Source organism: Cryobacterium sp. SO2, assembly GCF_026151165.2.
Taxonomy (GTDB): Bacteria; Actinomycetota; Actinomycetes; order Actinomycetales; family Microbacteriaceae; genus Cryobacterium.
Genome location: NZ_CP117849.1, coordinates 3,957,248 through 3,974,360 on the forward strand (window position 1 = coordinate 3,957,248; position 17,113 = coordinate 3,974,360).

Below are 17,113 nucleotides of genomic sequence, written 5' to 3' on the forward strand. Positions count from 1 at the left end.
CGCTGAATCAATAAGGGAGCCCGCATGACACAGTCACCCGCATCCACCGGCCGAAGCACGGGTCGCACCATCGGCCGGATCGCGCTCGGCGCCATTCTGGTCTTTGCCGGCACGAGCCACCTCACCTTCGCGCGCGACGACTTTCGCGCCCAAGTGCCCGAGTTCGTGCCGCTCAAGGAGGACACGACGGTGCTGCTCTCTGGGGTGGCCGAGATCTCGCTCGGTAGCGCGCTGCTGTTCGCGCCGGCAGGGCTGCGCGGCAAGGTGGGACTGCTGGCCGCCACCTTCTTCACCGCGATCTTCCCCGGCAACATCGCTCAGGCCGTGCACCACAAGGATGCGTTCGGGCTGGATACCGACAGGAAGCGGATCGGCCGGCTGTTCGGGCAGCCGCTGCTGATTGCGTGGGCGCTGTGGAGCACGGGCGCGTTGCTGCGGCGCGCCAAGTAACGACGCGGGGCTAGGAGACCTGAGCGCTCTGGCGGGTACGGCTCCAGGTGACCAGGGGGTGCAGCAGGGAGATCAGCTGCCGGCCGGACGGGGTCAGGTTGTAGCTGATCGACACCGGTGTGGTGGGCTGCACGTCCCGTTCGATGAGGCCCTCCTGCTCGAGTTCCTTCAGCCGGGCCGCGAGCAGCCGGTCGGAGATGCCGTCGACAAGACTGCGGTACTCGGAGAACCGGCGAGCGCCGCGGGCACCGGCCATCAGGATCGCGGCACTCCATTTGCGGCCGGCCAGCTCCACGGAGATCTGGAACCGGCGGCACTCTTCCTCATCGAGGGCGAAGGTGGACTCGCTCATGCTCTGCTTCCTGTTCGTGCATTACTAACCATTGATTAGTAGCTTACCCCCGAGTGGCGGTTGGTGGCAGAGTTTGCCATCGTGGGATATCGGCGCTCGCACTCGGGCGCCGCGCACTCTGCAGAAAGGCCACCATGGTCAGCACGATCGGCATCCTCGGAGCGGGCCGCGTGGGCTCCGCCATCGCCCGCACCGCCCTCAAGGCCGGCTACGCCGTGCACATCGCCGGCTCCGGCCCGGCCGCCGACATCCAGCTGATCGTCGACATCGTCACCCCGGGCGCCGTGGCGATGACGGCCGCGGATGTGGCTGCCACCGCCGACCTCGTGGTGCTCGCCGTGCCGATGCACAAGTTCCACTCCGTCGACCCGGGCACCCTGGCCGGCCGGATCGCAATCGACACCATGAACTACTGGCAGCCGATCGACGGCAACCTGCACGAGTTCACCGCGGATGCCCGCAGCAGCAGCGAGGTGGTCGCCGCCTACTTCGCCGACGCCCGGCTGGTGAAGACGCTCAACCACATCGGCTACCACGACCTGGAAACCGACGCCCGACCGGCCGGCGACCCCGAGCGGCACGGCCTCGCGATCGCGGGCGACGTCGAGAGCGCCGCCGTCGTGGCGGAGGTCATCAACCGATTCGGCTTCGACCCGGTCTACGCCGGCCCGCTCGAGGCCGGCGCCGACTTCGAGCCGGGCTCGCCGATCTTCGGTGGCCGGCACACCGCGGCGGAACTGGCGATCGAACTCGGCCTGGCCGAGGCCGCCTGACCCAGCCCGCCCGACAGCCCCGCCCCTCCCCCGCGCGACTGTTCCCCGTGCGGACAATTGCGTCCGGTGCGCCGGGTGCAATTGTCCGGAACGGGAACAGTTACGCGGAGGCCCACCCACACCCCGCTCACACCCCCAGCTTCACCAGACATTGGACAAACCCATGGAAATCGGCGCATACAGCTTCGGCGACACCCCGTTGAACCCCGATGGCAGCGCGGGAAGCACAGCCGCCGCCATCCGCAACCTCTTCGACGCCATCGTGACGGCCGACCGGGTCGGCCTCGACTACTTCGGCATCGGCGAACATCACACCGTGAGCATGCCGGCCTCCTCCCCCGGCGCGATGATCGCCGCGGCCGCCGCCGCGACCAGCCGCATCATCCTCGGCAGCGCGGCGAGCATCATCAGCACGGATGACCCGGTGCGGGTCTTCCAGCAGTTCGCCACCGCCGACGCCATCTCCGGCGGCGGCCGGGTGGAGATCACCGCCGGCCGCGGGTCCTCCGTGGAGACGTTCCCACTCTTCGGCTACGACCTGGTCGACTACGACCGGCTCTACGCCGAAAAGCTCGACCTGTTGATGACCATCAACGACAGCGCTGCTGAGACCGGGCACGAGACCGTGACTTGGTCTGGCACCGTGCGGCCGGCGATCGACAACCTGGCCGTGGTGCCCCGCCCGGTCAACGGGCGACTGCCGATCTGGCTGGCCACCGGCGGCAACGCATCCTCGTCGGCGCGGGCAGGCAAGCTGGGCCTGCCGATCTCCTACGGAATCATCGGCGGTGAGCCGCACCGGTTCGCACCGCTGGCCGAGCTGTACCGCCGGTCGGCGGCGCAGGCCGGGCACACCGACCACAGCAACACCAGCAATATCAAGGTGTCCGTCGCCACGTTCGGCTTGGTCGCACCGACGAAGCAGGAGGCACTGGACCGGTTTTATCCGGGCTGGCACAACCTCAACGTGGAAATGGGACGCCTGCGCGGCTGGGGCGCCCCCGACCGCCGACAGTTCCTGGCCCAGAGCCACGGGGCCGGTGCCTATTACGTGGGTGACCCCGATGACGTTGCCGAGCGCATCGTGCACCTGCACGGCTACCTCGGGCACATGCGGCACTTCATGCAGGGCGACTTCGGCGGGCTACCGCAGGAGCATCTGCTGGAGTCGCTCACTCTGCTGGCCACCGAGGTGAAGCCCCGGGTGGAGCGGCTGCTCGCCGCCAAGTAGGGGCAACCTCCAATAAGAGCCGACCGCGGTTCGGGGCACCGCACGCGCACGAGGTACCCTGCGGAGATGGACGCACGCGAGGACACACCGACCGCTGCACCCGCCCCGACGCGGCGGCGCGGCCCGTACCGCAAGACCGAAGCGCGCCGCAAAGAAATCGTGGCCGCCGCCCTGGAGGTCTTCTCCACCTCGGGCTACCGAGCCGGATCGCTGCGCGAGATCGGCGGCCTGATCGGCTTCGAACCGTCGTCGATCCTGCACCACTTCCCCAGCAAGGAAGCGCTCCTCGAGGCCGTGCTGGAATACAAGGAAGACAGCGACCTGCAAGCCAGAGACGGACGCACCGACTTCGCCCCCGCCGAGATCCCCGCCCTGCTGCTGCGCCTGGCCGAGCTCAACGAGCAGGTGCCCGGCGCCATCAGCCTGTACGCGATCATGTCGGCCGAATCGGCCACACCCGACCATCCCAGCGGCGAATACTTCCGGGTGCGCACCGAACGCACCCGCCGTGACTTCCGCACAATGTTCCAGAGCCTGGCCGATGCCGGCCTGCTGGCGCCCGGCGTCGACGCCGAGTACGCCGCGATCTCCACCTTCGCCATCTGGGACGGCATCCAGGTGCACTGGCTCATCGAGCCGGACGCGGTGAGCGTCACCGACACGCTGCGGGCGCACCTGCGGATGATCACCCGGGTCACCGACATCTGAGCACTCACTCTGGCGCCCCGAGCCGCAGCTATCGACGCGTTCGACGCGGCACCGCACGAAGTCACCGCGCTCATGCACGACTTATTCAGCGCCAGCAGGGCATAGGGCATAGGGACCGACGCCCCCGGTCACGGCAGCAGGATGACCTTGCCGTTGAGGGTGCGGGATTCGGCGAGCGTCAACGCGGCGGCAACCTCGGCGAGGGGGAACCGGGCCGCGATGTTGGGAACGATCGTGCCGTCGGCGACGAGGGCGAAGACCTGCCCGAGGTCGTGCTCGAGGTGGCGGCGGAATCGTGCCGGCCGGGCGCGGTGTCCGGCCCAGAGGTCGTAAAACGTGGCCGACCTGCCGTTGGGCAGGGCGCTCCACAGCAACGCCTGGCCGATGGCCTTCAGGAACGGCATGATCAGGGGCCCACTTCCGCTGACCGCGGTGATGATCGAATAGGTCACCAGGGTGCCCCCTGGCGCAAGGAGGGTCCACGCCGTGCGCGTCATGGCCCCACCGACGTTGTCGAAGACCGCATCCACGCCCGTCGGCGCGATCGCACGCACCTGGGCGGCCAGGTCAGGGTCGCTGTAGTCCACCGGGATCACGCCGGCCGCGCGGAGCGCATCGTGGTGGCGGGATGCGGCCGCCCCGATCACGCGCACGCCAGCGTGCCGCGCGAGCTGGATCAGGATGCCGCCGACGCCGCCGTTCGCGCCGAAGAGCAGGATCGTCTGCCCGGCCGTGACCTTGGCGCTGCGGTGCAGCATCTGCCACGCCGTCACCCCGTTGACCACCACGGTCTCGGCATCCTCTGAGCTGATCTCGTCGGGCACAACGATGCTGTCCCTGGCCTGCACAGCCGCGTGCCCGGCCCAGGCGCCGGTCTTGGTCATGGTCGCGACCCGGCGGCCCACGAGGCCGGCGTTGCCGGCGTCGCCGGCCGCCAGGACGGTGCCCACCAGGTCGTACCCCGGCGTGAACGGGAACGCCGGCTGGCCGAAATAGCGGCCGCGGCGCATGGACTGTTCGGCGAACGAGATGCCGGTGGCCTCGACGGCAACGAGCAGCTCCCCCGCCGACGCGACCGGCATCGGGGCCGTCTCCAGCAGCAGGCCGGCCGGTTCGACGAGGCCCGGCAGCACGACGCGGGTGGTGGTGGCGGGACGTGAAGTGGGAATTGAGCGGGTGGTAGTCATCTGCGCTTCTCCATGGTTGTTGTGACTGTCTGAACAGTCACTTGTGTGGGTAAATGAGACGCCGCCAGGTTGGCGGCGTCTCGGTTAGTTGTGGCGGATGCCGGCGGTGAGGGTGTCAGCCCAGCCGTCGGTGAGATCGGTGAGCTCGGCCTGCACGATCAGGTGGCAGAGCTGTCCATAGGCGATGAAGCGTTGCACTGCCGCGGGCTCGGCGCCGGATTCGCGGGCGACGGCTCGCACGACGCTGGCCAAGCCCTGGCGCACGGCGTCCCGAATCTCGGGCACATCGCAGGCGCTTTGCGCGTGGGCCTGCAGCATGATCAGGTCACGATCCTTGATCAGGTCGACATACGCGGTGGTCATCGCGTCGAGCACGGCATCGGGATCGGTCGTTCCCGCTGCTGCCGCTCCCGCGACCAGGGCGGAGACGACCTGTTCGTAGCAGTGGCTGACGGTTGCGACGAAGAGGCCGAGCTTGCCCGGGAACAGCCGGAAGACATAGGCCGGTGAGACCCCCGCCTTCTCGGCGATGTCGGTCACCGGGGTCGCGTGGTAGCCGGCGTGCGCAAAGGCCGCCACGGCGACGGCGACGATCCGCGCGCGCTGGTCCTCGGCGGTGGACCTGGAGCGGGTGGCCCGTGGGGACGGTGCGGCTAGGTCCTGGGGCTGAATCGTCATGTAAGTGATTGAACAGTCACAACTCGGTTTTGTCAAGCGGCCCGGTCCCGGGCGGCGCCCCCGGCGCTGCTGTACGGTGGACCAAACCCTGTCGAGAGGTGCCCTCATGTCCGGGTCCGCTGTTGTCTCCCCCGTCGCACCCCGCCTGCAGCGGGACCGGTACATCGTGCCCGATGTGGCCCGCGGGGTGGCGATCATGGCCATGCTCGTCGCTCACGCCGGACCCCTGATGGTCGGGCAGCCCTGGGCCACGGCGTTCCTGCAAGGCCAGTTGAACGATCTCGCCTCGCCGCTGTTCGCCACCACCATGGGCGCGGCCGCGGCGATCGTGCTGGCGAAGGCCGGCGCTGACGTATCCGCCCGCCGCACGGTGATCGTGCAGAACGTCATCCGCGGCGTCATCCTGGTGCTGCTCGGGCTGTTCCTGTCCACCTGGGGCAGTTGGATCGCGATCGTGCTCTCGTTCCTGGGCCTCGTGCTCGCCATCGGCACGCCTCTGGTGCTGCTGGGCACCCGGGCGCTGATCGCCGTGTTGACGCTCGTGCTGGTTCTCGGCGCTCCGCTCAATGAGCTGATGCTGACCGCCACCGGCCCGTTGATCACCGGCGGCGAGCGCACGCCGGCCAGCTTCCTGCTGGAGTGGTTCTTCCTCAGCCCGCACTACCGGGTGACGAACCTGTTGCCGTGGTTCCTGTTCGGGGCGCTGCTGTTCCGCATCCGTTTCGGCGGCCGCCGGGCCGGCTGGATCCTGCTCGCGGTGGCCGTGCCGGCGTGGTGGCTCGGCCCGCTCTGGCGCGGCGTCACCGGCGAGGAGTTCAGCGCGTCCGGCAGCTATCTGGACACCCTGCACGACGCGGGCCTCGTGCTCGGCACGCTGGGCCTGATCATGCTGCTCGCCTCACCGCGCCGCCGGCCGGCCGCCGCGGCGGTGCACGCGGTCTTCCTGCCGCTCAAGGCGATCGGCTCGCTCTCGCTCTCGCTCTACGTGTTCCAGGTGGCCGTGGTGGCATGGATGTCGGCCAACGGAATCAGCTACGGCATCACCGATCCCGTGGCCTGGCTGGTTCTCGTGCTGGGGGTGCCGCTGGTGGGGATCCTGTGGTGGCGGTTCGTGGGCAAGGGCCCGATCGAGTGGCTGATCGGCGTGCTCTCCGGCCGCTACCGGCCGCGCCGCCGGGCCGGAATCGCGCCACGGAACGCCGCATCCTGATCGGTCCGGCTAGGCTCTCGCGACCGGGCGGGCCGGGTGCTAGCTTCGGTGCATGACCCCGCAGGAGCTTGAGAACCTGGTCTGCCTGCGCCGCGCCCGGGACATGATCGACCGGGACTACGCGAAGCCGCTGGACGTTCCCACCATCGCCCGCCGGGCGCTGATGTCGCCGGCGCATTTCTCCCGGCAATTTCGCGCGGCCTACGGCGAGACGCCATACAACCACCTGATGACCCGCCGGATCGAGCGGGCGATGGAGCTGCTGCGCGCCGGCGCGACCGTCACCGAGGCGTGCATGGCGGTGGGTTGCACCTCGCTCGGTTCGTTCAGCTCACGGTTCACCGAGATCGTCGGCGAGACCCCGAGCGCGTACCGCGGCCGCGAGCACGGCGCGGTCAAGGCGATGCCCTCCTGTGTGGCCAAGGCGCACACCCGCCCGGTGCGAGTCGCATCGAGTGGCACCGCATCGAGCAGGATCGAAGAAGCACCCGGCCAGGCCGCGGCCTAAAGTCGCCGGTATGACAATCTCACTCCAGTACTGCAACATCACCGTGAACGACGTCGACGAGGCGATCGGCTTCTACAGTGGCGCGCTCGGCCTGCAGGTGCAGAGCGATGTACCCTCGGGCAAGTACCGCTGGGTCACGCTGGGCAGCGACGCGCAGCCCGGGCTCGAGATCGTGTTGTCGGAGCCCCACGCCGGCCGATCGCCGGCCGACGGCGACGCGATGCAGGAGCTGCTCACCAAGGGTGTGCTGCCGATGCTCGTGTTCCGCTCCGACGACGTCGACGCGACTTTCGAGACCCTGCGCGCCTCCGGCGCCGAGGTGCTCCAGGAACCCATCGACCAGCCCTGGGGCCCTCGCGACTGCGCATTCCGCGACCCGTCGGGCAACACCGTGCGGATCGCGCAGGCCCCGGCGGCCTCCTAGGCTTCTGCGGCCGGCGAGGCCGGAACCCGGCGGTCGGTGACGGCCGCCTGGTGCAGGGGCGCCAACGCCGAATCGAGGGCCGCTTCGAGCGGCCACGCCGAGCGCATCGGCTGGCTGAGCACGAGCCCACCCTGGATGGCGGCGAGGATAACCACGGCGATGCGCTGGGGGTCGACCGCCCGCTCGATCTGCCCGGCGGCCTGCATCTTCGTCACCCCGGCTGCCAGGGTGTCGCGCCACTGGGCCATGCTCGCACTGAAGAAAGCCTCGAGGTCGGGGTCGGTCATCGCGGCCTGCGTGGCCAGCGACCCGATCGGGCAGGCCCAGCGGCCGAGTCCCAGGTAATAGTCCACCAGGGCGGAGCGCCACTGGTTCCAGGACTCCCAGGTGCTCAGGTCGTGAATGAACGGCTCCTGGGCCTCGAGGAGCTGCTGGCCCTCCCAGGTTGCGACCTCGCGCACGAGCTCGGTCTTGCCGCCGGGAAAGTAGTGGAAGAGCTGGCTCTTGCTGGTGAGCGTGGCCGCGCGCACAGTGTCGAGGGTGGTGCCGCCGATCCCGGCGGCGAGGATCTGCTCGCCGGTGGCCTCGATGATCCGCTGCCGGGTGGCGCGGCCCCGCGCCGTGATCTTGGTCTCCTCCATGGGCCGATCGTAGCGCACTGGACCGTGCGGTCCATGTTGTGGTACGAATGGACCGTGAAGTCCAATCCTGATGACATCCAGTCCATTTCCTCCGATTTCCCGGTCGCCGGTTTCGGGGCCGAGTCGACCGCGCTCGAGGTGGTGCGGGGCATCGACCTCACCGGACGTTCCGCCCTTGTCACCGGGGCGAGTTCGGGCATCGGGGTGGAGTCGGCGCGGGCGTTGGCCGCTGCCGGCGCAAGCGTCACGCTCGCCGTGCGGGATGTGGCCGCCGGCGCCCGAACCGTCGAGGACATCCGCTCGAGCACCGGCAACAGCGCCGTGCGGGTGGCCCCTCTCGACCTGGCCGACCTGGGCACGGTGCGGGCACTGGCCGCGTCGTGGTCGGAGCCACTGCACATCCTGGTGAACAACGCCGGCATCATGCACACCCCGGAACTGCGGACGCCCGCCGGCTGGGAAATGCAGTTCGCCGTGAACCACCTGGGCCACTTCGCGCTCGCAACGGCGCTGCATCCGGCCCTGGCCGCCGCCGGCGGTGCCCGGATCGTGTCGGTGAGTTCGAGCGGGCACGGCTCGAGCGGCATCCGGTTCGATGACCTGTTCTTCCAGCGCGACGCCTACGACTCCGGGCTGGCCTACGGCCAGTCCAAGACCGCGAACGTGCTCTTCGCCCTCGAGGCTACCCGGCGGTGGGCGGATGACGGCATCGCCGCGGCCGCCCTGATGCCCGGCGGCATCTGGACGAACCTGCAGCGGCACTGGGACCCGGAGGTGTTGGCGGGAATGAAACGCCGGTATCCGGGCAAGAGCCCGGCGCAGGGGGCGGCGACCTCGGTGTTCGTGGCCACCCGGGCGACGCTCGGCGTGGGAACGCCGGGCTACTACGAGGACTGCCACCCGGCGGCCGTGGTGCCGGGCATCGTCGACGGCATCTACGGTGTGCTCCCGCACGCGCTCGACCCAGACGCCGCCCGCCGGCTGTGGGAGGTCTCGGCCGAGTTTGTCGCCTCCGTCTGACGGGTTGGTCGCGTGGGTCTGACGGGTCACGGGGTCTCGACCAGCGAACGGGTCACGCCCAGTCCGTTGGTCGAGCTTGTCGAGACCTGGCGAACCGGTGTGGCTAGGCGACCGACCAGCCGCCGTCGCTGGCGAGCACCTGGCCGTTCACGTTCACACCGTCGTCGCTGAGCAGGAACGTGATCGACGCGGCGAGCGCATCCGCCTCGACCGCGTCGGGCAGCAGCGCCATGCCGGCGCGCACCCGCTCGGCGCCGAGCTGGGAGGCGAAGGTGGCTTCGATGTTGGTGATGGTGGGGCCGGGGGCCACAGCGTTTACCCGGATGCCGCTGGGCCCGTACATGTAGGCGCTGCTCTTGGTGAGCCCCACGACAGCGTGCTTGGACGCCGTGTAGGCCACCCCGGCGGCGGAGCCACGGAGCGCCGCCTCCGAGGCCACGTTGACGATCGAGCCGGACTGCCGGGCGAGCATGCCCGGCACGACGGCGCGCATGAGCTTCATGGTGCCGTCCACGTTGATCGCGAACACCCGCTTCCAGACGGCGTCGGTCACCTCGTGCACCGGCGTCATGTCGTCCATGATGCCGGCGACATTGGCCAGGGCGTCGATCTGGTCGCCGGCCGCGGCGAGGATCGCGGCCACGGCGGTGTCGTCGGTGATGTTCGCCACCACCGGCACGATGTCGGCGCCGGCCAGTTCGGCCACGAAGTCGTCCAGGCGCTCCTGAGAGATGTCCACGGCAATCACCCGGCCGCCCTCGCGAGCGACCCTGGAGGCGGTGGCCCGGCCGATGCCGGAGCCCGCTCCGGTGACGATCACGGTCTGGCCGGTGAACCGGCCGGTGTCGAGACGCTCCACCCACTCGGGGCGCTCGACCGGGGCGGGACCGGCGGCGGCCGGGGCGACGGCGGGCGGCGCATCCGTCGTGCCGGAAGACACCGGAACGTCGCCGGCCGCGGCGCGGCGCACGAGGTCGTCGATCAGCTCGGGTGGGAACTGGCCCTTGCTGAGCTTGACCAGGCGCTTGAGCGCGAGCCTGCGCACGGGCCTGAGCGCGTCGGCGCTCTGGCCGGCCTGGGCGAGCAGGTCGCGCAGAATCGGGCCGCCGGTGGGGTCGTCGAGCCAGGTGCCGACCGAGGAGTCGCCGGTGAGGGTGGTCTGTGTCATGCGAGGAGGTCCTTTTCTGTGGGGATGACTGCTCTGGGGATGACCGTCTCCGAGGGGGTTGCGGAGGCGGAAGTCGAGGCCGCGTGCAGCGCGGCGAGATAGCCGAACACCACGGCGGGGGCGATGGTGGAGCCGGGGCCCGGGTAGGTGTGCCCCATCACGGATGCCGTGGTGTTGCCGGCGGCGTAGAGACCCGGAATCGGGGTGCCGGCCTCGGTGAGCACCTGGCCGTGCTCGTCGGTGAGCAGGCCGCCCTTGGTGCCGAGGTCACCCGGCACCACCTTGACGGCGGTGAACGGACCCTTCTCGAGCGGACCGAGGTTGGGGTTGGGCTTCACGCCGGGGTCGCCGTAGTAGTTGTCGTAGACCGTGCGGCCGCGGCCGAAGTCGAGGTCGACGCCGGTGCGGGTGAAGCCGTTGAACCGTGTGACCGTGGCGCGCAGTGCGGCCGGGTCGATGTCCAGCCGGCCTGCGAGCTCGTCCAGGGTGGCCGCGGTGACGACGGTGCCGTTCGCGCGCAGGGCCTTGCCGCCCATCAGCAGCGGCGAGAACAGGTAGCGGCGGCGGTGCCGCACATCCACGATGAGCCAGGACGGGATCGTCGGCGCCTGCCGGTGGTGCTCGATCATGTCGTGGCCGAAGTCGATGTAGCTCTCGGACTCGTTGGTGTACCGGTTGCCGGCCTGATCCACGATGATGCCGAACGGCATCGACCGCTCGGCGAGCATGAACTGGGCCGTTCCGTCCGCCATCGGCACCGCGGACCCCCACCAGGCGTCGTCCATCATGGCGAGCGCGCCCCCGGCCCGCACGCCCACGTCGATGGCCGTGCCCTGATCGCCCGCGGCCGCCGAGCTGTTGCCCGGCATGCCGTGGTATTTCTGGCGCCACTCCTGGTTCTGCGCAAACCCTCCGGCGCCGAGGATCACGCCCGCCCTGGCCCGGATGCGCACCGGTCCGGTCTCGGTGGTGATGATCGCGCCCACCACCCGGCCGTCCTCGAGCACCAGCTCGCTGACCGGGGAGTTGAGCAGCACCTCGGTGCCCTGCCGGCGCACGATCTCCATGAGCGTCATCACCAGGGCGGCGCCGAGCCCGTAGAGGCGTTTGCCGGTGACCAGGCCACCGAGGGTGCGGAAGACGAACCGGGCGCCACGCACGAAGCCGCTCGGCGTCGACCAGGCGCGGGCGAGCAGCCAGACATCGTCGGTCTTGAGCGGCGCGGGGATGCCCTCGTTGGCCCGGGAGGACTTCACCCAGTCGCCCAGGCGCTTGGCGTCGAAGGGCTGCACCTCGATGCCGCGGCCCACCCGCCCTCCGGGCCGGTCGGGGTAGTAGTCCGGGTAGTCCTTGGCCGCGCACCAGCGCACGCCAAGACCCTCGAGAAGGGCGAACACCCGCGGCACGGCGTCGACGAAGGCCTCTCGGCGCTCGGTGGAGCTGGCCGGGCCGGCGTCGCCGATCGCCGCCGCCATGTACGTGAGCGCGTCGGTGCGGGAGTCCTGGATGCCGAGCTTGGTCATGAGCGGGTTGGTCGGCATCCACAGGCCGCCGCCGCTGAGCATGGTGGTGCCGCCCCAACGGCCTGTGCTTTCAACGACGAGGGCGGTGAGGCCCACATCCGCGGCGGTGATGGCGGCGGTCAATCCCGCGGCCCCCGAGCCTGCTACAAGTACGTCAACTTCGCGATCCCACTGGGCGGTCATGACTTCCTCCTCGATCCGGACAACACTGTCCGGATGTAACCTACCTCGGTGACCACACAAAACAAAGGGAATCTCGCCAGAGGGAATCGCGGACCGAGTGCCGGCCCCGAGAACCGGCGGGCGCTGCTCACCGCCGCGCGGGAGGTCTTCGCCACCGACGGGTTCTCGGCACCGCTGAGCGCCATCGCCCGGCGGGCCGGCGTGGGCCAGGGCAGCCTCTACCGGCACTTTCCCGATCGCACCGCGCTGGCGATCGCCATCTTCGACGAGAACATCGCGGAGATCGAGGTCTTCGTGGACAAGCCGGAGAGCACCCTCGACGACCTGCTCGACCGGGTGATCGAGCAGGCGCTCGTCTCCACGGCGCTCATCGACCTCGTGATGGCCAACGCCCGCGATCCCCGCGCCGTGCACCTGGCCGACCGGCTCAATGTGGTGGTGGCGCGGCTGCTCGCGCGCGAGCAGCAGGCCGGCCGGATCGGCCAGCACGTGAGCACAGCGGATGTGATCCTGGCGGTGTCGATGCTCGCCGGGGTGCTCGCCCGCAGCGAGGCCGCCGACCGCCCGGACGTGGCCCGGCGCGCCTGGGGCCTCTTCCACGCGGCGTTCACCCCGCACTGAACGAAATCCCTCCCCGAGTTCGGGCAAAGCTCCCCTTCAGCGCTCCCGAAGGGGCGTTTTGCGGCAAGTCGCGGAAGACCCCCTCCCCGAGTTCGGGCAAAGCTCCCCTTGAGCGCCCCCAAAGGGGCGTTTTGCGGCAAGTCGCGGCCGGAACAGTCGCCAATCGGAACAGTCGCCAATCCGAGCAGGGGCTTGCCGTCGACGGGCCGCCTGCATACGCTCCACACCAGTGGAGGTGCCGCCATGACCGACATCATCGCATCCGCCGTTTTGCTCATCGTGCTGCCGCTCGCGTTCAACGCCGCCTTCGCCGGCCTCGCGCTCTCGTTCGAATACCCCGATGTGCTGCGCCGGCCCACCGCGGAGGTGCTCGACCGTTTCCGCCGCGGCGGCACCCGGCTGATTCTGCTCTGGTGGGCCTTCGCCCTCACCGCGGTGCTCCTCGTGCCGCTCGCCGGCATCCTGCCCAGCGCGCTGGTCGGTGCCGACGCCACCCTGCTGTCGCTCGGGTCGATCGTGGGTGTGGTGGCCGGGGTGGTGCAGTTCCTGGGCCTCATCCGCTGGCCGTTCCTGGTGCCCTACCTGGCCCGGGTGAGCGCCGAGCCGGATGCGACGCCCGCGCGCAAGGAGGCCGTCGACGTCGTCTTCCAGGCGTTCAACCGCTACCTGGGCGTTGCGGTCGGCGAGCACCTCGGCCTGCTGTTCACCGGAGCGTGGAGCATTCTCGTCGGTGCCGCCATCACTCAGGCCGACCTGCTGCCGGACTGGCTCGGTGGGGTGGGGATCGCGGCCGGAGCCGTGCTCGCCCTGTGCTCGCTCGAATTCGTGGGCTCGTTCGAGCGCACGGGCTGGGCGCTCGTGGCCAGGCTCACCCCGGTGGCCTATGTGGTCTGGTCGCTCTGGCTGGTGGCGACGGGCGTCTTCCTGCTGCTCTGACCGGCAGGTGGGCAACTCGGCGGGTGGCAAGCGGGGCATACTGGCGGCGAGACCGGAAGGAGCCGACCGTGAGCCTCTGGATCTGTGCCACCTGTGGCGTCGAGCACGCCGACAAGACCGGCGTCTGCGCCAGCTGCGCCGACGAACGCCAGTGGGTGCCCGCCGCCGGCCAGGCCTGGACCTCGCTCGACGATCTGCACGAGGCCGGTTACCAGGCCGACCTCACCGAGCTCGAACCCGACCTGTTCGGCATCCAGAGCACCCCCGCGGTGGGCATCGGGCAGCAGGCCAAGCTGCTCTGCACCCCCACCGGAACCGTGCTCTGGGATCCCATCGGCTTCGTTGACAACGCCATCGCCAGCCGGGTGCTCGAGCACGGTCCGGTGCGCGCGATCGTGGCCAGCCATCCGCACATGTTCGGCGTGCAGGTGGAGTGGAGCCGGGCGCTCGGGCACCCGCCGGTGCTGGTGGCCGAGGCCGACCTGGCCTGGGTGGCCCGACCCGACCCGGCGATCGCCCCCTGGTCGACCGAGGTGCGTCTGCTGCCCGGTGTGACCCTGGTGCAGGTGGGCGGGCATTTTCCCGGCAGCAGCGTGATCCACTGGGCCGCCGGCGCCTCCGGGCGGGGCGTGCTGCTCAGCGGCGATACCGTCTTCGCCAACCCCGACCGCACCACGGTGAGCTTCATGCGCAGCTATCCCAACCGGCTGCCGTTGTCTGGCCCGGTGGTGGAGCGCATCGCCCGCACCCTCGAGAGGTTCGACTTCGACAGGCTGTACGGCAACTTCGACAACGTCATCCCAGCGGATGCCCGCGCCGTTGTGCGCCGCTCGGCCGACCGGCACTGGGACTGGGTGCGCGGCGACTTCGACCACCTCACCTGAGTGGCCGGCACTGCTCAGACGGGCCGCGGCTGCTCCGGCGGCTCGGGCAGGATGCGCAACCCCGCCGGCGTGTTCGCCACCTGCACGAGTTCGTCGATCCAGGTGCGATTCAGTGTGGGCTCCCGTTTGCCGGAGAACTCGAAATCGAGGGGGACGGCGGGGTTCAACCAGATGGAACTGTGCCCGCTGCCCGAGTCCTTGGACTTCTCCCAGGAAAACGCGAAACTCTCGCCGCGACGCAACTTGGCCACGATGACGACCTTGAGGTGCGCCAGCGTGCGGTCGTCGATGTCCACGGAGATCGCTGGCGACCCGTAGATGAACTTGCCCATCGCATTCCTCGCTTGTGGGTGAATCGCTTGTCTCTCACCGGGCAGTGTAGGCCGGGGCGGCCACGCTGACTACGAGTCGTAGTCCCGCCCGGCGCCCTCCTCGATCCCCTCGACGGCCCGGTTGAAGTCGGCGGCGTGGAATTCGGCTTCGGCCTCGGACTCGTCTGACGGGTCCTCCACCGCCAGGATGCGGGAGGGCGGGAAGACCGGCAGCGGGAAGAGCGCGATCTCTCCGGCCAGGGTCTCCTCCGCGACATCCGCCACATCGAGCTCGGTGGCCGGGCCGAGCACAAGCGTATGCGTGCGGGTAGTGCCGTCGGGTTCGCGCACCCGAATGTCGACGGCCACGCTCTCCTCACCACTCGAGTGCGTGGTGACGTAGTCGAGCAGCGCCTCGGCGACGTCGTCGCCGGTGAGGATGGTGCCGCCCGCGTACGTGATGAGCTTCATACCACTGACGATAACCGCCCTGAGGACTCTTGGGAATGACCACGGGTCACGCCGCCGGAGCCGCCACGAGTGCGCGCTCGGCGGCCGAGGCCTCTGGCAGCAGGATCTCGAAGCGGGCCGCGCCCAGATGCAGGGTGACCACGGTGGCACCGAGATATTTCGGATGCGGCGCCGCGGTGATCTGCTCGATGCCAGCCAACGGAATCGTCGTGTGCGACCGGGACAAATCGGGGGCGTTGCCGCGCACGAGCCAGGCCTTGCGGCCCAGAACGTGCAGCTCGTGGCCGGTGCTGCAGAGCACCGCTCCGTGCAGGGTCATCGGGTAGAGGGCGTGCACGGCCCGGGTGAGCAGACCGCCGCGAGGGGCGAGGCCGGAACGCCCGGTGGCGGCGAGCAGCGTCGCGTCGGGCTCGTGGCGCATCAGGTCGAAGTACGAGGTGACCAGGCCCACGTCGTGTTTGCCCAGGTCGAGCAGGTCAAGGGCGGGGACGGCAGCCGTGTCGGGCAGGGACACGGCTCCCGTGGGCGCCGGTGCCGGTCGCGACAGCTCGCCGAGCAGGTCGGCGAGGCGGGTGATGACCTCCTGCGACGACCCGTTGTACGGCACGGTGAGGGTCTCACCCGTGCGGGCCAGGATGCGCAGACGCCCGTCGACGAGGTCGACGGTGTCGGTGACCGCGACGATGTCGCCGTAGTAGAGGGACTTCTCGGTGTACCGGTCCTGCGCACGGCTGAGCACAACGAGAGCCTCGGGCCCTGCGATGAGCAGGTGGTCGTAGAGGTCCATGGTGGGCAGCGCGTCGCGGCGGCTGATGTTGCGGGGCACCTTGAGCACGAGCCGGCTGGCGGCAAAATCCACCGGGTAGTCCCGGTAGAGGCCGGGAACCTCGGTGGCGTCGCGCACCTGGTCCACCCACGGGCCGAAGGCGTCGAACTCTGCCGACCTGGTCACATCCGTCGCGTTCACTGGCTGCCTCTCGTGGCGCGCAGCGGTGCGCGCCCTCCGCGGCCGTTGGGTCCGCTGAAGATCAGGCTAGACCGTGTGGGCGCCGTTTCGTGACTAGGGGGCCGGCCACCGCAACGGGAGAAGCCGCATTCGAGACTCGTAGCACGGAAGGCATCATCTCAACCATCGACGCGCCGCCGTTTTCCGGGCGAAGTGCACAGCTCTCTCCCCAACGTTTCCACAGCACAATCCACAGGGTCCGGCCAGTGATCCCGGCGGTTTCCACACGCTGTGCACAGGGTTATCCACAGGGCGCGCGGCGAAGACATCTTCGAATTATCGATAATCAGGCCCGGGCGGGCGCTAGGAGGGCAGCACCGCCGGAGCTACACTCGCGGCATGGAGACCCAGCATTTCTCAATTCGCGTGAATGCGCCAGCTGAAGTGGTCTGGAAGACCATGTTCGACCACAACACCTATCGGCAGTGGACGAGCGTGTTCAACCCGGATTCGTATTTCGAGGGCGCCTGGCTGCCCGGCAGCGAGATCCGGTTCCTCGGCAGCAATCCCGACGGCGGCATGAACGGATTGACCGGGATGTTCGGCGTGATTACCGAACACCGCCCGTACGAGTTCGTGCTGATCGAATACCAGGGCCAGATCGTGAACGACATTGACGACACCACCAGCCGCGAGGCTCGGCAACTGATCGGGGCGAGGGAGGCGTACTCCTTCCTCGAGGCCGACGGAGCGACGACGGTGACCATCGACGTGGACACGGCGGACACCTACGCCGAACTCTTCGGCGAACTGTGGCCGAGGGGCCTGGCCAAGCTCAAGGAACTGGCCGAGGCCGCCGCCGCTGAACCTGGCCCTGCTCACACCTGA

Annotated in this window: 21 protein-coding genes; 12 read left to right on the forward strand and 9 right to left on the reverse strand. The window is 69.6% G+C overall.

What is annotated here, in order from left to right; translation table 11 throughout:
• Positions 1-24 precede the first annotated feature (24 nt).
• Positions 25-450: a MauE/DoxX family redox-associated membrane protein gene (locus BJQ94_RS18670; RefSeq protein WP_265398728.1), complete on the forward strand. Its 426-nt coding sequence runs from the start codon at positions 25-27 to the stop codon at positions 448-450.
• Between the two features lie 10 nt (positions 451-460).
• On the opposite strand, the gene BJQ94_RS18675 is transcribed toward BJQ94_RS18670, so the two are convergent.
• The gene (locus BJQ94_RS18675; protein WP_265398729.1) at positions 461-802 is read right to left on the reverse strand and encodes a helix-turn-helix domain-containing protein; all 342 of its coding nucleotides are present in this window, start codon (positions 800-802) and stop codon (positions 461-463) included.
• A 134-nt stretch (positions 803-936) separates the two neighbouring features.
• On the opposite strand from BJQ94_RS18675, the gene BJQ94_RS18680 reads away from it, so the two are divergent.
• The 3 genes from BJQ94_RS18680 (at position 937) to BJQ94_RS18690 (ending at position 3,514) form a co-directional block, all read left to right on the forward strand.
• Positions 937-1,575: an NAD(P)-binding domain-containing protein gene (locus tag BJQ94_RS18680; protein WP_265398730.1), complete on the forward strand. Its 639-nt coding sequence runs from the start codon at positions 937-939 to the stop codon at positions 1,573-1,575.
• Positions 1,576-1,738: 163 nt separating this feature from the next.
• On the forward strand, positions 1,739-2,806 hold the full coding sequence (locus BJQ94_RS18685) for an LLM class flavin-dependent oxidoreductase (protein WP_265398157.1): 1,068 nt from the start codon (positions 1,739-1,741) through the stop codon (positions 2,804-2,806).
• 66 nt (positions 2,807-2,872) lie between these two features.
• Entirely contained in the window at positions 2,873-3,514 is a 642-nt protein-coding gene (locus tag BJQ94_RS18690; protein WP_265398156.1) for a TetR/AcrR family transcriptional regulator, read from the forward strand.
• Between the two features lie 128 nt (positions 3,515-3,642).
• Here BJQ94_RS18690 and BJQ94_RS18695 read toward each other — a convergent pair whose 3' ends face one another.
• Together BJQ94_RS18695 and BJQ94_RS18700 are read right to left on the reverse strand one after the other, a co-directional pair.
• A complete protein-coding gene (locus BJQ94_RS18695) occupies positions 3,643-4,701 on the reverse strand; it encodes a medium chain dehydrogenase/reductase family protein (protein WP_265398155.1) in 1,059 nt (352 codons plus the stop codon).
• An 84-nt stretch (positions 4,702-4,785) separates the two neighbouring features.
• Positions 4,786-5,379 carry a TetR/AcrR family transcriptional regulator gene (locus BJQ94_RS18700; RefSeq protein ID WP_265398154.1) on the reverse strand — a complete coding sequence of 198 codons (594 nt, stop codon included), beginning with the start codon at positions 5,377-5,379 and terminating at the stop codon, positions 4,786-4,788.
• A 106-nt stretch (positions 5,380-5,485) separates the two neighbouring features.
• Between BJQ94_RS18700 and BJQ94_RS18705 the strand changes: the two genes are divergently transcribed.
• Genes BJQ94_RS18705 through BJQ94_RS18715 form a run of 3 tightly spaced genes read left to right on the forward strand, consistent with a single transcriptional unit; the run spans position 5,486 to position 7,521 of the window.
• Positions 5,486-6,589 carry an acyltransferase family protein gene (locus BJQ94_RS18705; protein WP_265398153.1) on the forward strand — a complete coding sequence of 368 codons (1,104 nt, stop codon included), beginning with the start codon at positions 5,486-5,488 and terminating at the stop codon, positions 6,587-6,589.
• Positions 6,590-6,641: 52 nt separating this feature from the next.
• Entirely contained in the window at positions 6,642-7,097 is a 456-nt protein-coding gene (locus BJQ94_RS18710) for a helix-turn-helix transcriptional regulator (protein ID WP_265398152.1), read from the forward strand.
• 10 nt (positions 7,098-7,107) lie between these two features.
• Positions 7,108-7,521, forward strand: a complete 414-nt coding sequence (locus tag BJQ94_RS18715; protein WP_265398151.1) for a VOC family protein — start codon at positions 7,108-7,110, stop codon at positions 7,519-7,521.
• Here the strand turns inward: BJQ94_RS18715 and BJQ94_RS18720 are convergent.
• Positions 7,518-8,162 carry a TetR/AcrR family transcriptional regulator gene (locus BJQ94_RS18720; protein ID WP_265398150.1) on the reverse strand — a complete coding sequence of 215 codons (645 nt, stop codon included), beginning with the start codon at positions 8,160-8,162 and terminating at the stop codon, positions 7,518-7,520. The genes BJQ94_RS18715 and BJQ94_RS18720 overlap by 4 nt on opposite strands.
• A gap of 33 nt (positions 8,163-8,195) precedes the next feature.
• On the opposite strand from BJQ94_RS18720, the gene BJQ94_RS18725 reads away from it, so the two are divergent.
• On the forward strand, positions 8,196-9,182 hold the full coding sequence (locus BJQ94_RS18725; RefSeq protein ID WP_265398149.1) for an SDR family NAD(P)-dependent oxidoreductase: 987 nt from the start codon (positions 8,196-8,198) through the stop codon (positions 9,180-9,182).
• 103 nt (positions 9,183-9,285) lie between these two features.
• Here the strand turns inward: BJQ94_RS18725 and BJQ94_RS18730 are convergent, their stop codons facing one another.
• Positions 9,286-10,350 (reverse strand): SDR family NAD(P)-dependent oxidoreductase, encoded by a 1,065-nt coding sequence (locus BJQ94_RS18730; protein WP_265398148.1) that lies wholly within the window; start codon positions 10,348-10,350, stop codon positions 9,286-9,288.
• Entirely contained in the window at positions 10,347-12,056 is a 1,710-nt protein-coding gene (locus tag BJQ94_RS18735; protein ID WP_265398147.1) for an FAD-binding protein, read from the reverse strand. Before BJQ94_RS18735 ends, BJQ94_RS18730 begins: the two co-directional genes overlap by 4 nt.
• 48 nt (positions 12,057-12,104) lie before the next feature.
• Here BJQ94_RS18735 and BJQ94_RS18740 point away from each other — a divergent pair, with 48 nt between their 5' ends.
• The 3 genes from BJQ94_RS18740 to BJQ94_RS18750 all read left to right on the forward strand — a co-directional run bounded on the left by BJQ94_RS18740 (position 12,105) and on the right by BJQ94_RS18750 (position 14,497).
• A complete protein-coding gene (locus BJQ94_RS18740; protein WP_265398146.1) occupies positions 12,105-12,677 on the forward strand; it encodes a TetR/AcrR family transcriptional regulator in 573 nt (190 codons plus the stop codon).
• Between the two features lie 243 nt (positions 12,678-12,920).
• Positions 12,921-13,613 carry a DUF4386 domain-containing protein gene (locus tag BJQ94_RS18745; RefSeq protein ID WP_265398145.1) on the forward strand — a complete coding sequence of 231 codons (693 nt, stop codon included), beginning with the start codon at positions 12,921-12,923 and terminating at the stop codon, positions 13,611-13,613.
• A gap of 68 nt (positions 13,614-13,681) precedes the next feature.
• Positions 13,682-14,497, forward strand: coding sequence for an MBL fold metallo-hydrolase (locus BJQ94_RS18750; protein ID WP_265398144.1), 816 nt, complete (start codon positions 13,682-13,684; stop codon positions 14,495-14,497).
• Positions 14,498-14,511: 14 nt separating this feature from the next.
• Here the strand turns inward: BJQ94_RS18750 and BJQ94_RS18755 are convergent, their stop codons facing one another.
• From BJQ94_RS18755 to BJQ94_RS18765, 3 genes are all read right to left on the reverse strand, one after another.
• Positions 14,512-14,829, reverse strand: a complete 318-nt coding sequence (locus BJQ94_RS18755; RefSeq protein WP_265398143.1) for an ATP-dependent DNA ligase — start codon at positions 14,827-14,829, stop codon at positions 14,512-14,514.
• Between the two features lie 69 nt (positions 14,830-14,898).
• A complete protein-coding gene (locus tag BJQ94_RS18760) occupies positions 14,899-15,279 on the reverse strand; it encodes a hypothetical protein (protein WP_265398142.1) in 381 nt (126 codons plus the stop codon).
• Between the two features lie 46 nt (positions 15,280-15,325).
• Complete coding sequence (locus BJQ94_RS18765; protein ID WP_265398141.1) at positions 15,326-16,246, reverse strand: hypothetical protein; 921 nt, start codon at positions 16,244-16,246, stop codon at positions 15,326-15,328.
• Between the two features lie 378 nt (positions 16,247-16,624).
• On the opposite strand from BJQ94_RS18765, the gene BJQ94_RS18770 reads away from it, so the two are divergent.
• Positions 16,625-17,113, forward strand: coding sequence for an SRPBCC domain-containing protein (locus BJQ94_RS18770; protein WP_265398140.1), 489 nt, complete (start codon positions 16,625-16,627; stop codon positions 17,111-17,113).

Coding starts and splice junctions, on each gene's coding strand:
- BJQ94_RS18680 (WP_265398730.1), top strand. CDS start 937: ATGGTCAGCACGATCGGCATCCTCGGAGCGGGCCGCGTGGGCTCCGCC.
- BJQ94_RS18735 (WP_265398147.1), bottom strand. CDS start 12,056: ATGACCGCCCAGTGGGATCGCGAAGTTGACGTACTTGTAGCAGGCTCG.
- BJQ94_RS18700 (WP_265398154.1), bottom strand. CDS start 5,379: ATGACGATTCAGCCCCAGGACCTAGCCGCACCGTCCCCACGGGCCACC.
- BJQ94_RS18730 (WP_265398148.1), bottom strand. CDS start 10,350: ATGACACAGACCACCCTCACCGGCGACTCCTCGGTCGGCACCTGGCTC.
- BJQ94_RS18720 (WP_265398150.1), bottom strand. CDS start 8,162: ATGGAGGAGACCAAGATCACGGCGCGGGGCCGCGCCACCCGGCAGCGG.
- BJQ94_RS18695 (WP_265398155.1), bottom strand. CDS start 4,701: ATGACTACCACCCGCTCAATTCCCACTTCACGTCCCGCCACCACCACC.
- BJQ94_RS18705 (WP_265398153.1), top strand. CDS start 5,486: ATGTCCGGGTCCGCTGTTGTCTCCCCCGTCGCACCCCGCCTGCAGCGG.
- BJQ94_RS18760 (WP_265398142.1), bottom strand. CDS start 15,279: ATGAAGCTCATCACGTACGCGGGCGGCACCATCCTCACCGGCGACGAC.
- BJQ94_RS18690 (WP_265398156.1), top strand. CDS start 2,873: ATGGACGCACGCGAGGACACACCGACCGCTGCACCCGCCCCGACGCGG.
- BJQ94_RS18725 (WP_265398149.1), top strand. CDS start 8,196: ATGTTGTGGTACGAATGGACCGTGAAGTCCAATCCTGATGACATCCAG.
- BJQ94_RS18745 (WP_265398145.1), top strand. CDS start 12,921: ATGACCGACATCATCGCATCCGCCGTTTTGCTCATCGTGCTGCCGCTC.
- BJQ94_RS18685 (WP_265398157.1), top strand. CDS start 1,739: ATGGAAATCGGCGCATACAGCTTCGGCGACACCCCGTTGAACCCCGAT.
- BJQ94_RS18710 (WP_265398152.1), top strand. CDS start 6,642: ATGACCCCGCAGGAGCTTGAGAACCTGGTCTGCCTGCGCCGCGCCCGG.
- BJQ94_RS18675 (WP_265398729.1), bottom strand. CDS start 802: ATGAGCGAGTCCACCTTCGCCCTCGATGAGGAAGAGTGCCGCCGGTTC.
- BJQ94_RS18670 (WP_265398728.1), top strand. CDS start 25: ATGACACAGTCACCCGCATCCACCGGCCGAAGCACGGGTCGCACCATC.
- BJQ94_RS18715 (WP_265398151.1), top strand. CDS start 7,108: ATGACAATCTCACTCCAGTACTGCAACATCACCGTGAACGACGTCGAC.
- BJQ94_RS18755 (WP_265398143.1), bottom strand. CDS start 14,829: ATGGGCAAGTTCATCTACGGGTCGCCAGCGATCTCCGTGGACATCGAC.
- BJQ94_RS18770 (WP_265398140.1), top strand. CDS start 16,625: ATGGAGACCCAGCATTTCTCAATTCGCGTGAATGCGCCAGCTGAAGTG.